Source organism: Dokdonia sp. Asnod1-B02, assembly GCF_045063955.1.
Taxonomy (GTDB): domain Bacteria; phylum Bacteroidota; class Bacteroidia; order Flavobacteriales; family Flavobacteriaceae; genus Dokdonia.
On record NZ_JBEFNW010000002.1, the window covers coordinates 2,076,026 to 2,093,255 of the forward strand.

The 17,230-nt window shown below is 35.7% G+C and carries 18 protein-coding genes; 8 read left to right on the forward strand and 10 right to left on the reverse strand.

The genetic code is table 11. The annotated features are described in order from the left end of the window. Nucleotides 1-48 precede the first annotated feature (48 nt). Together ACJJVU_RS09515 and ACJJVU_RS09520 are read left to right on the forward strand one after the other, a co-directional pair. Entirely contained in the window at nucleotides 49-558 is a 510-nt protein-coding gene (locus tag ACJJVU_RS09515) for a DUF6155 family protein (RefSeq protein ID WP_298325159.1), read from the forward strand. 141 nt (nucleotides 559-699) lie between these two features. After that, nucleotides 700-2,223 (forward strand): DEAD/DEAH box helicase, encoded by a 1,524-nt coding sequence (locus ACJJVU_RS09520; RefSeq protein ID WP_298325156.1) that lies wholly within the window; start codon nucleotides 700-702, stop codon nucleotides 2,221-2,223. A 102-nt stretch (nucleotides 2,224-2,325) separates the two neighbouring features. Here the strand turns inward: ACJJVU_RS09520 and ACJJVU_RS09525 are convergent, their stop codons facing one another. From ACJJVU_RS09525 to ACJJVU_RS09535, 3 genes are all read right to left on the reverse strand, one after another. Further along, entirely contained in the window at nucleotides 2,326-3,642 is a 1,317-nt protein-coding gene (locus tag ACJJVU_RS09525; protein WP_405224626.1) for a dipeptidase, read from the reverse strand. Between the two features lie 73 nt (nucleotides 3,643-3,715). Beyond that, on the reverse strand, nucleotides 3,716-4,204 hold the full coding sequence (locus ACJJVU_RS09530) for a CAP domain-containing protein (RefSeq protein ID WP_339844391.1): 489 nt from the start codon (nucleotides 4,202-4,204) through the stop codon (nucleotides 3,716-3,718). A gap of 104 nt (nucleotides 4,205-4,308) precedes the next feature. Continuing rightward, a complete protein-coding gene (locus ACJJVU_RS09535) occupies nucleotides 4,309-5,592 on the reverse strand; it encodes a hypothetical protein (RefSeq protein ID WP_405224628.1) in 1,284 nt (427 codons plus the stop codon). A 275-nt stretch (nucleotides 5,593-5,867) separates the two neighbouring features. Between ACJJVU_RS09535 and ACJJVU_RS09540 the strand changes: the two genes are divergently transcribed. From ACJJVU_RS09540 to ACJJVU_RS09555, 4 genes are all read left to right on the forward strand, one after another. Further along, a complete protein-coding gene (locus ACJJVU_RS09540) occupies nucleotides 5,868-6,587 on the forward strand; it encodes a DUF1223 domain-containing protein (RefSeq protein ID WP_405224631.1) in 720 nt (239 codons plus the stop codon). A gap of 73 nt (nucleotides 6,588-6,660) precedes the next feature. Continuing rightward, nucleotides 6,661-6,795: a hypothetical protein gene (locus ACJJVU_RS09545; protein WP_013752148.1), complete on the forward strand. Its 135-nt coding sequence runs from the start codon at nucleotides 6,661-6,663 to the stop codon at nucleotides 6,793-6,795. 204 nt (nucleotides 6,796-6,999) lie between these two features. Next, nucleotides 7,000-8,397 (forward strand): NAD-dependent succinate-semialdehyde dehydrogenase, encoded by a 1,398-nt coding sequence (locus ACJJVU_RS09550; RefSeq protein WP_405224634.1) that lies wholly within the window; start codon nucleotides 7,000-7,002, stop codon nucleotides 8,395-8,397. A gap of 1 nt (nucleotide 8,398) precedes the next feature. Next, complete coding sequence (locus ACJJVU_RS09555) at nucleotides 8,399-8,842, forward strand: nucleoside deaminase (RefSeq protein ID WP_405224637.1); 444 nt, start codon at nucleotides 8,399-8,401, stop codon at nucleotides 8,840-8,842. Nucleotides 8,843-8,892: 50 nt separating this feature from the next. On the opposite strand, the gene ACJJVU_RS09560 is transcribed toward ACJJVU_RS09555, so the two are convergent. Beyond that, complete coding sequence (locus tag ACJJVU_RS09560; RefSeq protein ID WP_405224640.1) at nucleotides 8,893-10,122, reverse strand: multidrug effflux MFS transporter; 1,230 nt, start codon at nucleotides 10,120-10,122, stop codon at nucleotides 8,893-8,895. Nucleotides 10,123-10,223: 101 nt separating this feature from the next. Here ACJJVU_RS09560 and ACJJVU_RS09565 point away from each other — a divergent pair, with 101 nt between their 5' ends. Beyond that, on the forward strand, nucleotides 10,224-10,772 hold the full coding sequence (locus tag ACJJVU_RS09565) for a DUF4251 domain-containing protein (RefSeq protein WP_405224643.1): 549 nt from the start codon (nucleotides 10,224-10,226) through the stop codon (nucleotides 10,770-10,772). A gap of 632 nt (nucleotides 10,773-11,404) precedes the next feature. Here the strand turns inward: ACJJVU_RS09565 and ACJJVU_RS09570 are convergent. From ACJJVU_RS09570 to lexA, 6 genes are read right to left on the reverse strand one after another with little or no spacing between them, the layout of a single operon-like run. Then, nucleotides 11,405-12,484 (reverse strand): hypothetical protein, encoded by a 1,080-nt coding sequence (locus tag ACJJVU_RS09570; RefSeq protein ID WP_405224646.1) that lies wholly within the window; start codon nucleotides 12,482-12,484, stop codon nucleotides 11,405-11,407. Continuing rightward, on the reverse strand, nucleotides 12,481-12,903 hold the full coding sequence (locus ACJJVU_RS09575; RefSeq protein WP_405224648.1) for a hypothetical protein: 423 nt from the start codon (nucleotides 12,901-12,903) through the stop codon (nucleotides 12,481-12,483). Before ACJJVU_RS09575 ends, ACJJVU_RS09570 begins: the two co-directional genes overlap by 4 nt. Continuing rightward, complete coding sequence (locus ACJJVU_RS09580) at nucleotides 12,896-14,044, reverse strand: nucleotidyltransferase (RefSeq protein WP_405224651.1); 1,149 nt, start codon at nucleotides 14,042-14,044, stop codon at nucleotides 12,896-12,898. The genes ACJJVU_RS09575 and ACJJVU_RS09580 overlap by 8 nt, the downstream gene beginning before the upstream one ends. Further along, complete coding sequence (locus ACJJVU_RS09585; protein ID WP_405224654.1) at nucleotides 14,041-14,901, reverse strand: hypothetical protein; 861 nt, start codon at nucleotides 14,899-14,901, stop codon at nucleotides 14,041-14,043. Before ACJJVU_RS09585 ends, ACJJVU_RS09580 begins: the two co-directional genes overlap by 4 nt. A 12-nt stretch (nucleotides 14,902-14,913) precedes the next feature. Next, the gene (locus ACJJVU_RS09590) at nucleotides 14,914-15,135 is read right to left on the reverse strand and encodes a DUF2188 domain-containing protein (protein WP_405224657.1); all 222 of its coding nucleotides are present in this window, start codon (nucleotides 15,133-15,135) and stop codon (nucleotides 14,914-14,916) included. A 3-nt stretch (nucleotides 15,136-15,138) separates the two neighbouring features. Continuing rightward, nucleotides 15,139-15,780: a transcriptional repressor LexA gene (gene lexA / locus ACJJVU_RS09595; protein WP_405224660.1), complete on the reverse strand. Its 642-nt coding sequence runs from the start codon at nucleotides 15,778-15,780 to the stop codon at nucleotides 15,139-15,141. A 189-nt stretch (nucleotides 15,781-15,969) separates the two neighbouring features. Between lexA and ACJJVU_RS09600 the strand changes: the two genes are divergently transcribed. Beyond that, nucleotides 15,970-17,007 carry a DUF4238 domain-containing protein gene (locus ACJJVU_RS09600; RefSeq protein ID WP_405224663.1) on the forward strand — a complete coding sequence of 346 codons (1,038 nt, stop codon included), beginning with the start codon at nucleotides 15,970-15,972 and terminating at the stop codon, nucleotides 17,005-17,007. Nucleotides 17,008-17,230: the final 223 nt, after the last annotated feature.

Consider the following 17,230-nt stretch of genomic DNA (forward strand, 5'->3'; position numbering starts at 1 on the left):
TTTACGACTATTTTTTATTATAAATTCGCAATAAGTAATCAATTAGCAATGAGCAAACGGGCGTTAAAAAAGCAAATTTCTACATTAAGCAATGCAGAGCTTCAAGAGCAAATTATGGAGCTTTATGAACGTATACCTGAGGTGAAGACCTATTATGACTTTGTTTTTAACCCTAAAGAAGATAAACTCGTAGACGAAGCAAAAATTAAAATAAGTAACGAGTATTTCCCCACACGACGCAAACGTCCTAGAAAAAGACGTTCTATTGCTCAAAAGTATATCAAGCACTTTAAAACATTAGGAATGAACCCGCTGTTACTTTCTGATGTGATGCTTTTTAATATTGAGATTGCACAAACATTTGAGCAATCTAGTCCAGGACTTCCAGATGCGTTTTATAAAAGTATGCTCAATTCCTTTAAAGAACTCGTGCAGTATGTTACTTATCATCATCTATTAGAAGAACTAGGAGAGAGGATAGAACACATCGTTTCACTAGCAGAAGAACGTAAGTGGCCTAACGCAGATTTGTTTGACGAAGCAGCAGATCCATCTTAAAATCACCCTCTTTCGTCCATTTTCATTAAATAAGGCATAATTTTTAAAATTGTGTCAAGAATTCTTGCAGTACGCTTTCGCAAAAGCATAAAAATCACTTAGTTTTGCAAGATTGACTTTTAACCGAAGAAACCTACACTTTTGAGCGACGCTATTCAAGAAAAAGAAACTCCAGAAAAAGAATTATACGATTACCAACTCAAGGATCTTGAGGCTGTTTTTAGCGTAATGGATCGTACATCGGAAGACTATAACTTGTTGTATCAACTACCTACTGGTGGTGGAAAAACAGTTATTTTCTCTGAGATAGTTCGTAACTACATAAAAAGAGCAAATAAGAAAGTAGTAATCCTCACGCACCGTATTGAGCTTTCTAATCAAACCTCAAGAATGCTTACAGAATTTATGGTCCCTAACATGATCATAAGTAGTGACGTTAAGACCTTAGAAGAAGGTGATGATTATATGTGTTATGTGGCGATGGTAGAAACGCTTACTAACAGACTGCAAGAGGAGCAGATGAATATGGACGATGTAGGTCTTGTCATTATTGATGAGGCGCATTATAACTCCTTTAGAAAACTCTTCAGCTACTTTGATAAAGCTTTTATTTTAGGGGTAACTGCAACTCCACTAAGTTCCAATATTAAGTTGCCTATGAAAGACAACTATAGCGAACTGTTAATAGGGGAGAGTATACCTGCTTTGATAAAAAGAGGATTTTTATCTAAAGCAAAAACAATAAGCTATAATGTAGGGTTGAGTTCCCTTAAGCTTGGTATTAATGGTGATTATACAGTAAAGTCTTCAGACATTCTGTACACAGATACCATCATGCAGCAAAAGCTTTTGAGCGCTTATGAGGATCAATCTAAAGGGAAGAAGACGCTTATCTTCAATAATGGTATAAATACCTCTCGCTACGTCTATGAGACGTTTAAAATGGCAGGGTATGACATACGCCACCTAGATAACACTAATAGTGCTAAGGAACGAACAGAAATCTTAGACTGGTTTAAAAATACTCCAGATGCGATACTTACTTCTGTAAGTATTCTTACTACTGGTTTTGATGAACCTACGGTGGATACTATTATCTTAAACAGAGCAACAAAGTCACTTACCTTATACTTCCAGATGATAGGTCGTGGATCACGTATTGCCCCAGGTAAAACTACATTTAAGGTACTTGATTTAGGAAATAATGCAGCGCGTTTTGGACTTTGGGAAGCACCAATAGACTGGAAAGAGATTTTTGCATACCCAGATTTCTATCTTGAAAACCTAATTGCAGATGAGGAGATAGAGCGCAACTTCACCTATGTGATGCCTCCAGATTTACGTAAGGAATTTGCAAATACTAAGAATGTTTATTTTGATATCAAGAAGGAATACAAACGTGTAATTAAAGAGGGACTTAAAGCAAAAACAGCATTAGAAAATGCCATCGAGCAACATGCAGAAATGGTGATTGAAAATAGTGAAGATGTTTTTGATGCTAGAATCCTTGCACGTAAGTTAAAGGATGATATCGCGTATCGAGTGCGTCTATATTCATATAGTATTATGAATAACACTAAAAACTATAGAGACTGGTTACAAGAAGATTACGAGCGTAAGTTAAAGCTTAGAGTTAATCAGATTTGTAGAGAACGAGATATGTAATCTCTGCAAGAAACTACCATAGTATATTTATAAAAAGAGCCCAGAAGTATAAACATCTGGGCTCTTTTATTTTTGAGGATGATTAATTTCTATAATGATGAATTAGCTTTTCTGCTCTGCGGCATATGCTTGCACTTCATCAAGAACACGTAGTAAATTACCACTCCATAGTTGTTCGATTTCTTCTTGTGTATAACCACGGCGCACAAGCTCTATAGTTACATTCATAGTTTCTGACGCATCGCTCCACCCTTCTACACCGCCACCGCCATCAAAGTCTGATGAGATACCTACGTGGTCAATTCCTATCTTTTCTACGAGGTAGTCGATGTGATCTATAAAGTCTGTCACGTCTACGGCAGGAGGAAGGTCTGTGCGTTCTGCCAGTTTCTTCTTCTGTGCAGGAAGTAACACGTCTCTATAGGTCTCGTAATACGCTTTTCTTTCGGCTTCAGGTAGTGCTCTTGCTGCTGAGCGATCTAGCCAAGTAACACCTAGAGAATCTGCGATGTTTTTTATCACTTGATTTGCTTCGGCTTGGTAGGCGTCATTTTTTTCTGTGTTTAAGTAGCTTTTAAAAGCAACTGTTTGTACCACACCGCCATTATCTTGCATCCATTGCAATTGTTCGTCATCAAGATTACGGCTATGGTTACATAATGCTCTAGCAGAAGAGTGAGAAGCTATAATAGGTGTCTCACTTAGCTCAATCATCTGGCGCATGGCTTCCTTGCTAGGGTGTGATACATCTATCATCATCCCTACACGGTTCATCTCTGCAATAACCTCTTTTCCTAAGTCACTTAGTCCATTGTGCAGCCATACATCATCGGCTTCACCGGTGTTACTATCACTTAGCTGGCTATGCCCATTATGTGCTAGTGACATATAACGACCTCCTAGATTATAGAACTTCTCTACATTAGAAGCATCTGTACCTACTGGATATCCATTTTCTATACCGATCATGGCTACTTTTTTACCAGATTTCCAGATATCTCTTGCTTCTTGAGAAGTCGTAGCTAGCTGTATTTGCTCTGGAGCAATCTCTTCACAGAGTTTATGAATGGCATCAAACTTTGACATTGCATTCTCATAAGCGGCTTTGTAACCTTCTTCGTTAAGCTCTCCTTGACCTGTATACACCACAAACCATGGCACGTCTAGACCACCTTCTTGCATTTTAGGTAAGTTTACCTGTGATGCTAGGTTTTGTGTATAGTTTACGGTGTCTGTAAAGTTATCTACGTTTATATCGCAATGCGTGTCTAGCGTCATCACGTTGCTGTGTATTTCTTTCGCTTTTGCTAGTACTTCGGCCTCCGTCATTTCTTTTGGTGGTGCTACTTCTTTTTTCTTTGTTTCTTGACAAGAAAACATCGCTAGTATACAAGCGGTAATGGTAAGGGATCTAATCATTGGTTATTATGGTTTTTGAAGTTCCTAAGATACTGAAATTGAGTGTTCACATTTTCGCGAAAGCGTAATTATCTCAAAAGTCTAAAAAAAGCTGCGTGTCGTACCATATACCGTTTGCATCTTGTATGGACGCAATGCTGGTATGTGTGGCATCACTTTCTATAGCTGCTTTGTGCTTGGGGCTATTGAGCCAGCCGTTTACAACACCTTGAGCAGTGCGGTAACCTTTACCTACGTTCTCACTCACAGCGGTGGCGCCTTTGTACTTTAAGTAATCACTACGCTTAAAGAAGTTATCGTGACTCATAAGCCGCTTGTCTACCATATAATTAGTGTGATCAAGGGCTTGGGCTTGAGATAGGGTAGTGGTTCTCAAGGTCCTGATACCAAGAGAGTCTCGGTAGTCATTTACGAGCTGTAAGATGGCAGCTTCTCTAGCGCTATCACTGGGTCTATTGCTCGTAGAAGTAATGGGCGGACTAGTAGTGGTGTTAGATTTCTTTTTCTTTTTACAACTGGCAGTAAGCACTACCAGAACGAGTAATACGTTTAAAATTCTCATATTTAGATACTTATGGTTAATAGTGGCTAAGTTATAAAAAAAAGAAGACCCTAGCGCTTATAGCAACTAGGGTCTACCAAACTAACCAACCAAAAATCTAATTCTTATCCTCTTCTAGATCTCGTAGATGTGCTTCTACTTGACTTGCTATTTGAGCTTCTGCTCGTGCGCTGCGGTGCAGCTTTACGAGATGAAGATCGTTGAGTGTTAACTTTACTTGAGCTTCTACTCTTAGTAGATACCGCTCTTTTTTGTGAGGTACGAGGTGCAGCTTTAGACTGTGTACGTGATCCTCTATTTGTTGCTACAGACTTAGTACTTCTATTTGTAGTACGCGTTGTAGGTCTTGTAGTTCTAGGAGTACTCTTACGTACGCTATTTCCAGATCTAGAAGATGCCGTAGGGCGTTGTCTAGGTGTAGTAGCTACTGTAGGTCTTCCTCGTTGTGTTTCATTACGATTAGAGATTACAGCACGCTTGTTTGTACTTCTTCTTGACGTTGTAGTAGCAGTACCTCTCTGTGCACCATTACGGCTAGTAGATTGTGCTACACGACCATTTCTACTTGATGTATTTGCGCTAGATGTTCTACGTGCAGAAGTATTATTTCTTCTTGTAGTAGTAGTAGTGTTAGCACGACTTGCAACGCGTCCTGTGTTTGCTCTTGTAAAGCGAGCGTTATTACGGTCTACATTATCACGTCTACCATTATTGTGAGCTACACGACCTCTATCTGGACGTCTAAAGTCACGGCGAGCATTTGCATACCCACGGTTGTAACCTCTGCTATAATTGTTTCTATGGAATGCATAGTTATAACGTACTGGTGTGTAATATCTTCTATATGGTGTATTAAATACTAGACATCTGTTAAAAACTGGTCTGTAATAGTAATTGTGATACGGGTGGAATACATAGTTTCTGTTATACACGTTGATGAAGCCTGTATAGTGAGAAAATAATCCGCGGTTGTTGTAATAAATCTGTAGTCCTCCTACACGAGATATTCTGTTGTCTCTATAGTTGATACGTACGTCACCTGCTTGTGCTAAGCGTCCGTAATTATCATAATAAAGCGGAGTGTCTTCTACTTGAATCACAGCTCCATACTCATCATACTGTACATATGGATCATAGTCAAAACCTGTGTTAAAGCTTATGCCCACTGGCCCAGCGTTTACAGAGAGGCTTACTCCTTCTACATACTGTGGTATGTAAAAATCAAACTCTCCATCTGGAAATACTGAAAATTCGATACCGTTTTCTACAAAAATATACTTGCTACCGTCATATACGGTACCGCGTCGTATCGATGTATCTTCTTCTGCTGCATAGGTACTTGCCGAGAAGGTAAGTAGTCCTATAAATAATAATGCAAGATGTTTCATAATGTTCGTTTTTAATTAATTGTGTGGATTGATGTTCACGATTAGGTAATTACAAGTAGCGTGCCAAAGTCTGAAAAGCACCCTATACCAAGTAGGGTAGTAGTACCGCTTTCGCGAAAATTTTAAATACACAAAACACTTAATCTACTGAATAACAGTTTTATAAAATAGAAAAAACTGATTACATCAACGACGTTGCTATTGTTTCGTTTTAATTCTAATAATGGCCATGTAATGGAACTTATCTACTCTCGACCCATTATAAAATGGCTCCTATGAAATCAATACTGCTCACTTCGTTCTTATTATTAAGTACAATATTTACAGCAATCGGTCAATCTCCTACGGTGATTGAATTATTTACATCACAAGGATGTAGTAGCTGTCCACCCGCAGATAAATTAATAGCTCATCTATCTAAAGAACTTAAGGAGGAGGTTATTATTCTTTCTTATCATGTAGACTATTGGGATTATATAGGCTGGAAAGATCCTTATGCATCTGCTAGTAATACAAATCACCAATATGAATATGGTCGTACTTTTAATATAAGGAGCGTTTATACTCCTCAAGCAGTAATTAATGGTCGTAATCATGTGGTAGGATCTAATGAAAGAGAGCTCAGGGGAGCAGTAGCTAGTGAAACTAGTCGTATTGATAAGTCAGCAGTTACTATTGCTTCATTAGAGCGTGTGGCGGAAGGTGTTACTATTCAAGCAAGTTTTAAAAAGCTTCCAGATAATGCTATAATTATGTATGCTCTCACTGTAAAGGAAAAAACGACCATTATAAAAAGAGGAGAAAACAGAAACAAAACCTTAAAAAATACGCACATCGTTGCAAATTTTAAAAAGGAGCAAACATCTTATAATCAGCAAGATGTGGTTTTAAGTATTCCTTCGTGGGTAGCAAAGGATGACGACATTACAGTAGTTATTTATGTTTCAGAACCAGAGAACGGCATTGTAGCATCAGCAGCTCAAAACGTTAAATAACTCTGAATTAGCATTTTGATTAACAACTAGCTATGATGCTTTAAAATACCTTTATCAAAAAAAAAATAAAGCTATGAATACTACACAAAACAAAAAGCACGCAGACTTTCAAGATGCACACAGAAGATCTTCAAACTTTAATCGTACCATCCCAAAAGAAGAATTTGAGATTAAAGGTAACGGAGACGTTACTTTAGATAATGAGTAAGACTTATATAATACTTGTAAGTTTTTTTAAGATAAACCCCTTGATAAAGAGCCACTACCACATATAAGGTAGTGGCTTTTTCCTATTATAGAGATGATACCTTACTCGTTAAACTTCTCTAAAGACAACTCTTAAATACTATTAAAGTGCATTCTCAGCATGTAGTCTCCCCGTAATTTTACAACAACAAAAAAAACATTACCAATGGAAAGAGAAATAAAAGGAGGTTTTAGAACCATAAATCCTCATACCGAACAATCAATTAAGGAGTATACATATTTTACAGATGATCAGGTTACAGAAGCGATAGACAACTGTCACGACGCTTTTAATGACTGGAAAATGCAATCGCTTGACGATAGAGCCACTGTAATAAAGAATATAGGAGAGCAACTTAAAAATTATAAAGATCAACTTGTACAACTCATGACCGATGAGATGGGTAAAACCATTGAGCAAGGGAAAAGTGAGATTGATCTTTGTATTGCTATCACAGAATATACTGCCGAGAACGGAGTAAAAGAATTACAACCTATAGAAAGAACTCTACTAGATGGTGGAAAAGGAATTATCAACTTTTCTCCAGAAGGTGTTATTTACAGCATCCAGCCGTGGAATTTCCCAACATACCAACCACTTAGAGTTGCCATTGCAAACTTACTAGCGGGTAACGGGATTTTATTAAAGCACGCGCAGAATGTAACGGGAAGCGCATTATTAATAGAAGAGCTCTTACTTAAAGCTGGCGTACCAGAAGGACTTTTTAAAGTACTTGTGATAGATCACGCACAGTCTGATAAGGTGATAAGCAATGATAAAGTACGCGGAGTGACATTTACAGGAAGTTCTGCTGGAGGAAAAATCATAGCAAAAACTGCAGGAGCATCTATTAAGAAAACAGTATTAGAGCTGGGAAGTAACGATGCATACATCGTACTTGATGATGCAGATGTAGAAGAAGCTGTAAAAGCCTGTGTACAAGGTAGAATCATAAACAATGGTGAGACTTGTATTGCAGCAAAACGTTTTATCGTAGTAGATAAAGTGTATGATGCATTTAAGGAAGGCTTTGTACAAGGAATGAAAGATGTGGTCATGGGAGATCCTAATAAAGATGGAACACAACTAGGACCAATTGCTCGTAAAGATTTACAGGAGTTGCTAAGCGACCAAGTAAAAGAAAGTGTAGAAAAAGGAGCAAAAATTGAAACTGGAGGAGAAATACCAGATGGTAGCGGATATTACTACCCATCTACAGTACTAAGTAACGTACAGCCTGGACAACCAGCTTATGATGACGAACTCTTCGGGCCAGTAGCTTCTTTAATTAAAGCAAAAGATAATGAAGATGCAATGCGCATAGCAAATGATAGCCGTTTTGGACTAGGAGGAGGAATTTTCTCTAAAGATGAAAAAGCAGCAGTCAAGCTAGCACAAGAGCACTTTGATACAGGAATGATTTTCATTAATTCGTACGGACTGGCACAGCCTATGATGCCTTTTGGAGGAGTAAAAGACTCTGGATATGGTAGAGAGCACGGAGGATTCGGGATTAAAGAATTTGTAAATGCTAAGTCTATTTTACTAGCAGAAACTGAATAATATGAGTTATCAGTCATCTTTTATGAAGCAAGCCATTGCGCTAGCTCGAGAAGGTAAAGATACAGACGGTGGCGGCGCTTTTGGCGCCGTCATTGTTCGTTCTGGGCAGGTCATTGCGGCTTGTCATAATCTCGTAGGAGGTTCGCAAGACCCTACGCAGCATGCAGAGTTACGTTGTATTCAACTAGCATGTAAAGCGCTTGGTACAAAAGATCTTTCAGATTGTGATTTGTATACGAGTTGCGTGCCTTGCATGATGTGTTTAGGCGCAGCGAGATGGGCTCGATTTCAGCATATTTATTACGGAGCTTCTGCTGCCATGGCAAAAGATGCTGGCTTTATCTATAGCGATATGTTTTACGCTAGAGATATTGAGGCACGTGATCAAGAGTTTAACATGCAACAGTTTCTTGGAGAAGAGGCTGCTGCGGTGTGGAACGATTAATTATGGAGTTACGCTTTCGCGAAAGCGTACTAAAAACCACTACAATGATATTAAGGCTTCAAGACAACCGTTCTTGGAGCCTTTTTCTTTATCCAGAACAGAATACAGAGTGATATTGCGGCACACGAAGAAAAACCAATGAAGAGTGGGAGCGTGGTCTCCTCAATAAAACGACCTATAAAAGTACTGATGGGCACTGCCATAAGTGTAGAAATAAGACCTGTGATTGCCGCTCCTATACCAGCAATGTGACCTACAGGCTCCATCGCTAGCGCTCTAAGATTACCAAACATAAAACCTATACAGAAAAACTGCATTGCAAAGAACCCTATGAGTACATATACCGAAGGATGCAACACATCATTAAATAAAATCACATATAATATGGAAACGATAAAGAAGCCTACGAGGGCACCGGTGACTATTTTTTCCATCCCAAAACGCACGACAAAGTTGGCATTGAGTAAGATGGCAGCGCCTATAGCCGAGGCAAGTCCGGCAAAAATGTAAGGAAACTCATCTACGAGGCCATATTGATTTTGGAAAATTTGCTGACTAGCACTTATGTACACAATAAACGAACCTACAATAAAGCCTTGTATAATCGTGAATCCCATGGTGCGCTTATATTTTATAGTCTCGCGAAAACCTCTCGTTATGCGCTCTATAGAAAAAGGAATTCTGTTTGCTGGTTTGAGTGTTTCCTCTTGACGCCTCCAGAACCATAGCATTACAAAGAGGCTTATTATTACCTGTACTAAGAAAATCGCTTGCCAGTTCCAGATATCAAGAATCACTTTACCCATAGCGGGAGCGATTATAGGAACAAGTAAAAAAACTACCGTGACGAAAGACATAATACGCGCCATATAATCGCCTTCATAAAGGTCTCTTATAATCGCAACACAGATAGTACGCGGCGCCGAAAGTCCGATGCCCTGTAATATTCTACCTAAAATCATAACCTCAAAACTACGTGTGTACATACATATAAATGAAGCGATTATAAAGACGGTAAACCCAAAGTAAACAGAAGATTTTCTACCTTTAGCATCGGCTAGTGGTCCAAAGACAAGTGGTCCCAGGCCTAGACCTAAGAAAATCATACTTATAAGTAACTGATTATCGGCGGGAGTTTTGGTTTGTATCGCAACACCTATAATATCAAGTGCTGGAAGTAGGGCATCAATAGATAGTGCGGTGACAGACATTAACGCCGCCATAAGTGCGATAAATTCTATTTGCGATCCTTTCGTTTTTTGCATTTGGCAAAAGTACAAGAATGCCTTACGAGCGATGGTCGTTTTATGTAAAATCTAACACCGTGTTAACACCCCACAAAGGAATAGTTTTTGCTACCTATCTAATAAAACTGTATCTTATGAAAAAATACATCATCATCATCCCGTTTCTTATACTCGCAATCGCGTGTAAGACTAAGCAACCCATGACGCAGCAAGAGCTGGCAACAGCAAGCCGTGTGCAAGAATTAATAGACAATCGCAAGATTGATATTACAGCAACCTGGGCATACCCACTGGCAAGTAATGTACTCAACCAACTAGCAGTAAACAATGGGCTAGGGGCTGGTAACAGCGGTAGCCGCATCAATTTATTAGGTAACGGCAACTTTCTCAAAATACATAACGATAGCGTGAGCGCTTATTTACCGTATTATGGCGAGCGCAGGATGGGCGGCGGTTACAACTCATCAAATGGTGTGGAATTTTCTGGAATTCCTAAATCCTTTGAAATTACTAAAGACAAGAAAACAGATCGCACAGAAATGACATTTTCCATATCTCAAGATGCTGAAACCTATGAGGTGTTTATAGAATTTTTTAATACCAAGAAAGTTCAGATTTCTGTAAACAGCGTTCAACGTTCAAGCATTCGCTATGATGGATTTATGGACTTAGATGTAGAATAATGTTTTTATAACGCTTTCGCGAAAATTTGAACAGATGATACTGAGTCTTTTTATTTTCAATTAAACCCACAGATATTATATACGCAGCATTGCCATAGCACCATAACCTTAAATCTTTGAGTGTATGCTTTTATGATTTCGTTTTGTGAACTAGAAGTAGGACGAAGAGAGACTGTACAGTTTGTTATTTGTTTTAGGAATTGTAAAGAGTACTAATGGTTAATCAAATATTCTATTTGACATAATATAAATTATAATACAAATTGATATATCTAGAAAAGAGTGGATAGCGCGCTTTTCAGCGCTATTTGACATAGTTACAGATATAGCAACACCACAGGTGTTTTATATCGTCAGCATTTATGTAACAGCCCTTTTACGTACTTATTGCTATAGTGGACTTTAAGAGATTCACGAAATCCTATAACTACAATATAAACCTGTGAGTATTCTTGTAAGAGCTCTTTTTCAGACTGATCAATACTTACAGCTGTAAAATGCTTCGTTTTTTCTTTTGGTTATAATTCGCTTATATGGGAAAATGCTTTAACCAAAAGATTAAAGAGGCCAAATTCAAATAAGAACCCAGTTTTGAAATTAACTGTTAAACTAATTCCAGGTTTCTAAATAATTTATAAATTAAAAATTTCTTTGAGGTAATGTGGTTCTTGTTTAATACGTTTAACATCTTTTACAAGAAAGTCAGCAATATCGGATTTCTGAGAATCTCTTAGTTTACCGGATAAATTATTATTTGAGTTAGACAAATCAATAATTCTTTTATTTCTAAGGTTTTTTGCAATGAATAACATACTATTCATGAGGTTATTTTTATCAGATTTATTGATACCGTAGTTTTTATCTGATAATGCAGTAACTACACATTGATCAATAATTGTTGTGGGTAATTCTAATTTATTCCTGTCTCTATACACCTTTAAAAGTTTTACAATCCTTCTAGTGTTCGGTTTGTTAACCATTAAATTCTTGTCAATTCCAACATTGGATTTCGACGAACTACCTTTTTGCCACACCCAGTTTGGATTAACATACAAATTCAGTTTCTTCTCTAAATCATAATTGTTAATTTCCCTACCAGGTACTATATCAAAATGAATATCTTCTTCATATTGGCTCCGAAAAGTCAAACCAATTGTCTTCTTTTGCTTTGTAATTTTAGCTTTTGATGCAAAAGATTCTTCTATGGTTTCAAAAACATCATCATACATCTTTTCTAATGTTGTATAGTAATTTCTCTGAAAAGGTAAAATTATATCCAAATCATAATTTGACCCTATCGCCGTTCTTTTATGAAATGATCCAGCATCTTCAGGAGAAGTCACTAACCCTGCTTTAAACTTCTTAGATAATCTTTCCTTTACTTTCTTTCTATATTTGAGTACATCATTATAGAACTTTGAGTCTGCTTTTAAATGTTCATCTTTTAAGACATTTTTTAAGTATTCATTTGAACGAAATGGATTTTTATTTTCCTTAGTGCGTTTAAATTCATTTGTCAAATAACCAATTCCACCTCCTAAACTAGCACCAATTAAACTCTTTTTTAAAGTTCTTTCTCCATCATAATTATCCCATGTAAATTCATCACCTCTTTTATTATGGTCAGACCATTGAGAAAGAATATCACTTATTGCAATAATACCAATTCCTACAAGTGCCCCTTTAATAATATATTTATCTTTTCTTCTCATTTTTTTTGCTTTTTAGGTACAGGGTGCATTCCTCCCCCTTTCCATTTACCAGTGATATGCCAATTTTCATAATGGTATATCCATAAACTTGTCCAAGGAATAATACAGTCAGAAAGCAACATTTTTGAATTAAATTCTTGATATTTAGGATAATACAAACATAATTCATTCAATGGGTAAACATGAGGGATTTTATCATTCTTAAAATTCCTCTTTAATTCCGGATTCAAAATATTTACTTTCGGTCGCATGCCTATTCTATATTTTAACTTAAAAGAATAATTTATACTTCTTGAAGTAGGCCTTATTAATCCAGTACATATAACACAATCTTTTAAGAGCTTAACGTTAAATTCTGGATAGCTTTTTTTTAGAGCAATAAATTGCTCTGATAAATTATATATTTTTTGTTTATTCACTTCCGAAAAAAGTATTGTTTTTTATCATTTTCATACTATCAACAAGTGATTCGGCTATAATACCATTCGAAGTGTTGATACCAATACTATTCATCTTCCTAGCTTTTTCAAGCTGGTTTACTTGTGATTCTTGTGCTTTTAAGAATACTTTTTCACCAAATAATCCCTTTATTGTATTTGCTTCCTCAATAACACCATTTTCATCTTTCAAAATTTCCCATTGCTTATCTAAATGAACTACGAATTTCTTAAAATGTTCATACAATTCAGGTTTTTTATCATCATCCCACTTATCACTAAAATCTTCTTCTGGATTTACAGGATTTAATACTTTCAAGCGATTTCCAACTAGACCAACGATGTTAAAATTTTGCTTTATTTTATTTATGATATTTTCAATAGTATCAAAAATTGACTCTTCACCTTCATAAAACTCACCTGCAATAGTTGTTAAAATTATACTGGATGTTGCCATTTTAGGATTCGAATTAAAGAACTCATCACGATACATCTTGATTAACTGAACTGCTCTTTGTAAAGGTTTCTTTTTGGAAAACTCATCAGCTGGTAAATTTTCCATTGCATACGCCTTTTCTAGTAAAGTCATTTTTGCCAAATTTGATTTGTCTACAAACCAATTTCCATAACCCCTTGGATTACTTGACGTCCAATCTCCTAATTCCCTATCTGGTATAACTAATTTATCTTCGTCAAAACTTGTCTTTTGACAACCAGGTAAAATATCCATATGAAAATCACCAGCGTAGTTTAGGCGAATACACCTATTCTTTAATTCAACTTTATCTTTATACCTATCGCTATTCTGCAGAACTCTTTTTAATTGATTGTAAATATATTGTGGAGAATATTTCTCCCAATCCATAACAATATGTACTACTATATCTAAATCGAATTCATTTTTTCCAGTCGGCTTGACAGTAGTTCCAATTCGAACTGAACCTTGAGGGTATATTTCAAAAACAGCGTCTTTAAAAAAGCCAGTATCTTCATTAAGTAAACTCTCGATTGCTCTATAAGCAGTTTCCATTCTTTCTTTACGCGTGTCATCTAATTGAATTTGTTCAGCGATTCTGGCTAATAAATCGTCTAACTGCGTATTTTTATTTTTAAATAATATCATGTTTTACTCCACTTTAAATTTAAAACCCACTTTGCGTGCGGCCCAATATTGTATTTAGTACCTAACTCTCCCTCATCATAACCTAGTTTATTAATCATTTGGGCACTAGCCCATTTGATATATTCACTATCTCCTTTAAATAATAATTCTTCCAATTCCTTTTGTTGTGATTTATTTGGTATCAATTCTAAAACATCATATTGCAGAATCTCCCAACAATCCCAACCGGATTCAATAGGAGCTCGTTTTAATGGCGTTTGAACTGATTTTAAAAATCTGTAATTAACGTATGGAAAATTCTTTTTTTTAAGGATTCGATTATCTGCTTTCTCCCCCAACAGTTCTTCGTAAAATTCTCTCCAATGAGAAATTTCACGATTTTTTTCACTATTAAACCAATCAAGAAATTTCATTGCATTTCTTGCAGGTACAAAAACCGCTAAATCACCATTTTTTAATCCAGCGGTCTTCATTTTTAAATCGTCAGTAGCATTCATTTCCTTCAAAACACTTTGTGTTTCAGGTAATCTTTTATACTTGCCTCCTACGTGTTGATACCAATTCCAATTTGGATTTGCGTTTTGTACTAATAAGTATTTATCATTAACCTTAATTACATACTGATAGGACATGGAAAATCTTATGTATTTTCCAAATAGGCCAATCCAAAAAGAATGCAGCGTTAATTTTAACCTATTTCTGTTTTTGTAAAAAAAATTAAAACCATCAATAATTAAAATAGTGATAATTAAAATATATCCGCCTCCAATGAATTCAGGACGAAGCGACTCATCTATATTATAACCTATGGTAATTAGAATTAATGCAACTAATATTTTTAAAATAAATCTCAACATACATATTTATTATTACCCCTTTGGTGGAAAATTATCGTTACCAAAACTATCTTTTTGTCTAATTTGCCCTTTTTGATTATGAACTAAAAGTTCAGATTTTTGATTTTTAGCAATTTTTCTAGCTGCGTTAATTGCCTCCTTTTGAGTAGAAGTAACTTTTGTTGCCTTTTGATTCCCTGCTCCTTTAACTGCCCAACCACTGCTATGTGGAACTACGTGTTGATTCTTTTTCATTATTTAAATTTTTATTATATTTTCTACAATGCCTTGTATCTTAAAATCTCTTGTTAATATAATTGGCTGATGCTCTTTATTTGTTGATTTTGGTAACAAAACAATATGGTCTACATTATTTTTGAATTCCTTTATTGTAGCTTCATCATCAATTAAAGCGACTACTCTATCTCCATCTGCTGCGGTTTGTTCTTTTCTTATTAAGACTAAATCTCCATCATCTATATATGCTTTGTTCATTGAGTCACCAGAGGCTCGAAGTATAAAATACTTTTTATCCATTCTAATGAGCTTTGATGAAACAGAAATTTCTGTTTCAATATTTTCTTCAGCAAAAAGTGGAAATCCACATGCAACATTCCCTAAAACAGGAATATTTATCATTTTCACATACTCTTCTTCACTTTCTGCAACTTTTAAAATAGTTGATTGCGCTTTACCATAAGTCCTTTTAGAATTGTTCGTTTCTAGTAACTCAGCGACAGCAACATCTAATATTTTAGCAATTTTGAATAAATCCTCAAGACTTGGTTGTCTTCTGTTTTTTGCGTACGAATTAACCATGTTATAACTCTTCTCTAGCCTTTCAGCTAACCAAGTTTGTTTAATGCCTCTACTTTCTAAAACTTCTTTTATGCGATTCATGCTAATGAATTGATTTACAACTGTAAAATTAATTTATAATATTTTTATATCTCATATTGTGAGATGTATTTTACAAACAAAATGATAACATTTATTAACAAGATGTAGCCTTTTTATTTATTAATATTTTCAAACCCTTTTCCTACTTTTAGGAATAAAATTATCACATATTAAATTTCAGAAAACGCAATGAATCAAATAGTTAAAAATCAACACTATATACCAAGGTCATATTTGAAAAATTTTGGATATCTAGTCTCGGAATACACACGTCCAAGCGGAAAAGTTGATAAAAAATATAGTATTTATAATATCGAGAAGGGTGGTGATATAAAAGTGAATAGTACGAAAAAAGTATGCAAAATGGAATACTTATATGACCTACCTTTTGCTAATGAACAACATCGACAATTCATAGAGAGAGCATATGATAAAGAAGTTGATAGGCATTTTGCAGAGGTAACCGAGTTCATTTCAGATGAGAGTTTGAAAACCATAAGTGATGAAATGAGAGAAAAGCTGCTAAAATGTGCTTTAAGTCTTTATTTCCGTACTCCAAGACATGTTGCAATTAGTGAGAAAGAAAAAGCAATAGTTTCTAGATTACCAGAGGGTAAACAACAAAAATTGCTTGATACTTTTAAAACTCGAAGACTTGAAAAACATCTTGAAAATTTTGAAAAACTATATAATCAGAAAAAGAAAAACGGCATTTGTATAAATAAAGCAGTTGGAGATTGGGATTTCATATCTGGTGATAATCCAGTAATTATTAGAGCTCCAAGTGGTCAATTTATAGATGTTTTTTCTTTAGAAAATATTATACATGTACCCTTTTCTCCAAAGTTTTGTATTACAATTATGCCAGATACGGAAACAAATGAAGTACCTACGTTCGCTCGTTATGACTATCCTAATCATCATATTATGACTATAAATTATGATATTGAGGAACGCCATGATCAGTATATATTTGGTTCCGAAAAGGCTTTAAATGATTACATAAATGAATCTCCAGCATATAAGGCTCCTGCGAGTGAAAATGACCAAAGAGTTTTAGCAATAAAAAATACAGTTTTAGGATTGCAACACTTTACAAAAGTACTAGAGCAGTATGGACCTTTTTCAAAAGAATCAAGAGCAGTTTTCTTATATTATTGGCATTCAATACCTGCTTTTAAAGAAGACCCAAATAATATAAAACTTAAAAAACAGCTAGGTTATTAGCCATTTCATACATATTCCCTCTTCACTCTTTTATCGTTGCTTCAGAAATCGATCTCCCATCCACATCCCAAAAATAAACCACTACCAGCAACAACCCTTACTAAAAACCGCAATCACATAATATTTTTCACAAAGTCAAGCAAATCCCCTAAAAACTGCGACCATCTATAACACAGTTATTCCCTTCTGTAATGTCCCCACCACAAAAGCGATTAATTACACC

Bases quoted from the DNA above. Each gene is read 5' to 3' on its own strand.
- ACJJVU_RS09565 (WP_405224643.1), top strand. From the start codon at position 10,224: ATGAAAAAATACATCATCATCATCCCGTTTCTTATACTCGCAATCGCG.
- ACJJVU_RS09590 (WP_405224657.1), bottom strand. From the start codon at position 15,135: ATGAAAAAGAATCAACACGTAGTTCCACATAGCAGTGGTTGGGCAGTT.
- ACJJVU_RS09545 (WP_013752148.1), top strand. From the start codon at position 6,661: ATGAATACTACACAAAACAAAAAGCACGCAGACTTTCAAGATGCACAC.
- ACJJVU_RS09600 (WP_405224663.1), top strand. From the start codon at position 15,970: ATGAATCAAATAGTTAAAAATCAACACTATATACCAAGGTCATATTTG.
- ACJJVU_RS09525 (WP_405224626.1), bottom strand. From the start codon at position 3,642: ATGATTAGATCCCTTACCATTACCGCTTGTATACTAGCGATGTTTTCT.
- ACJJVU_RS09530 (WP_339844391.1), bottom strand. From the start codon at position 4,204: ATGAGAATTTTAAACGTATTACTCGTTCTGGTAGTGCTTACTGCCAGT.
- ACJJVU_RS09555 (WP_405224637.1), top strand. From the start codon at position 8,399: ATGAGTTATCAGTCATCTTTTATGAAGCAAGCCATTGCGCTAGCTCGA.
- ACJJVU_RS09515 (WP_298325159.1), top strand. From the start codon at position 49: ATGAGCAAACGGGCGTTAAAAAAGCAAATTTCTACATTAAGCAATGCA.
- ACJJVU_RS09540 (WP_405224631.1), top strand. From the start codon at position 5,868: ATGAAATCAATACTGCTCACTTCGTTCTTATTATTAAGTACAATATTT.
- ACJJVU_RS09550 (WP_405224634.1), top strand. From the start codon at position 7,000: ATGGAAAGAGAAATAAAAGGAGGTTTTAGAACCATAAATCCTCATACC.
- ACJJVU_RS09585 (WP_405224654.1), bottom strand. From the start codon at position 14,901: ATGTTGAGATTTATTTTAAAAATATTAGTTGCATTAATTCTAATTACC.
- ACJJVU_RS09570 (WP_405224646.1), bottom strand. From the start codon at position 12,484: ATGAGAAGAAAAGATAAATATATTATTAAAGGGGCACTTGTAGGAATT.
- lexA (WP_405224660.1), bottom strand. From the start codon at position 15,780: ATGAATCGCATAAAAGAAGTTTTAGAAAGTAGAGGCATTAAACAAACT.
- ACJJVU_RS09535 (WP_405224628.1), bottom strand. From the start codon at position 5,592: ATGAAACATCTTGCATTATTATTTATAGGACTACTTACCTTCTCGGCA.
- ACJJVU_RS09580 (WP_405224651.1), bottom strand. From the start codon at position 14,044: ATGATATTATTTAAAAATAAAAATACGCAGTTAGACGATTTATTAGCC.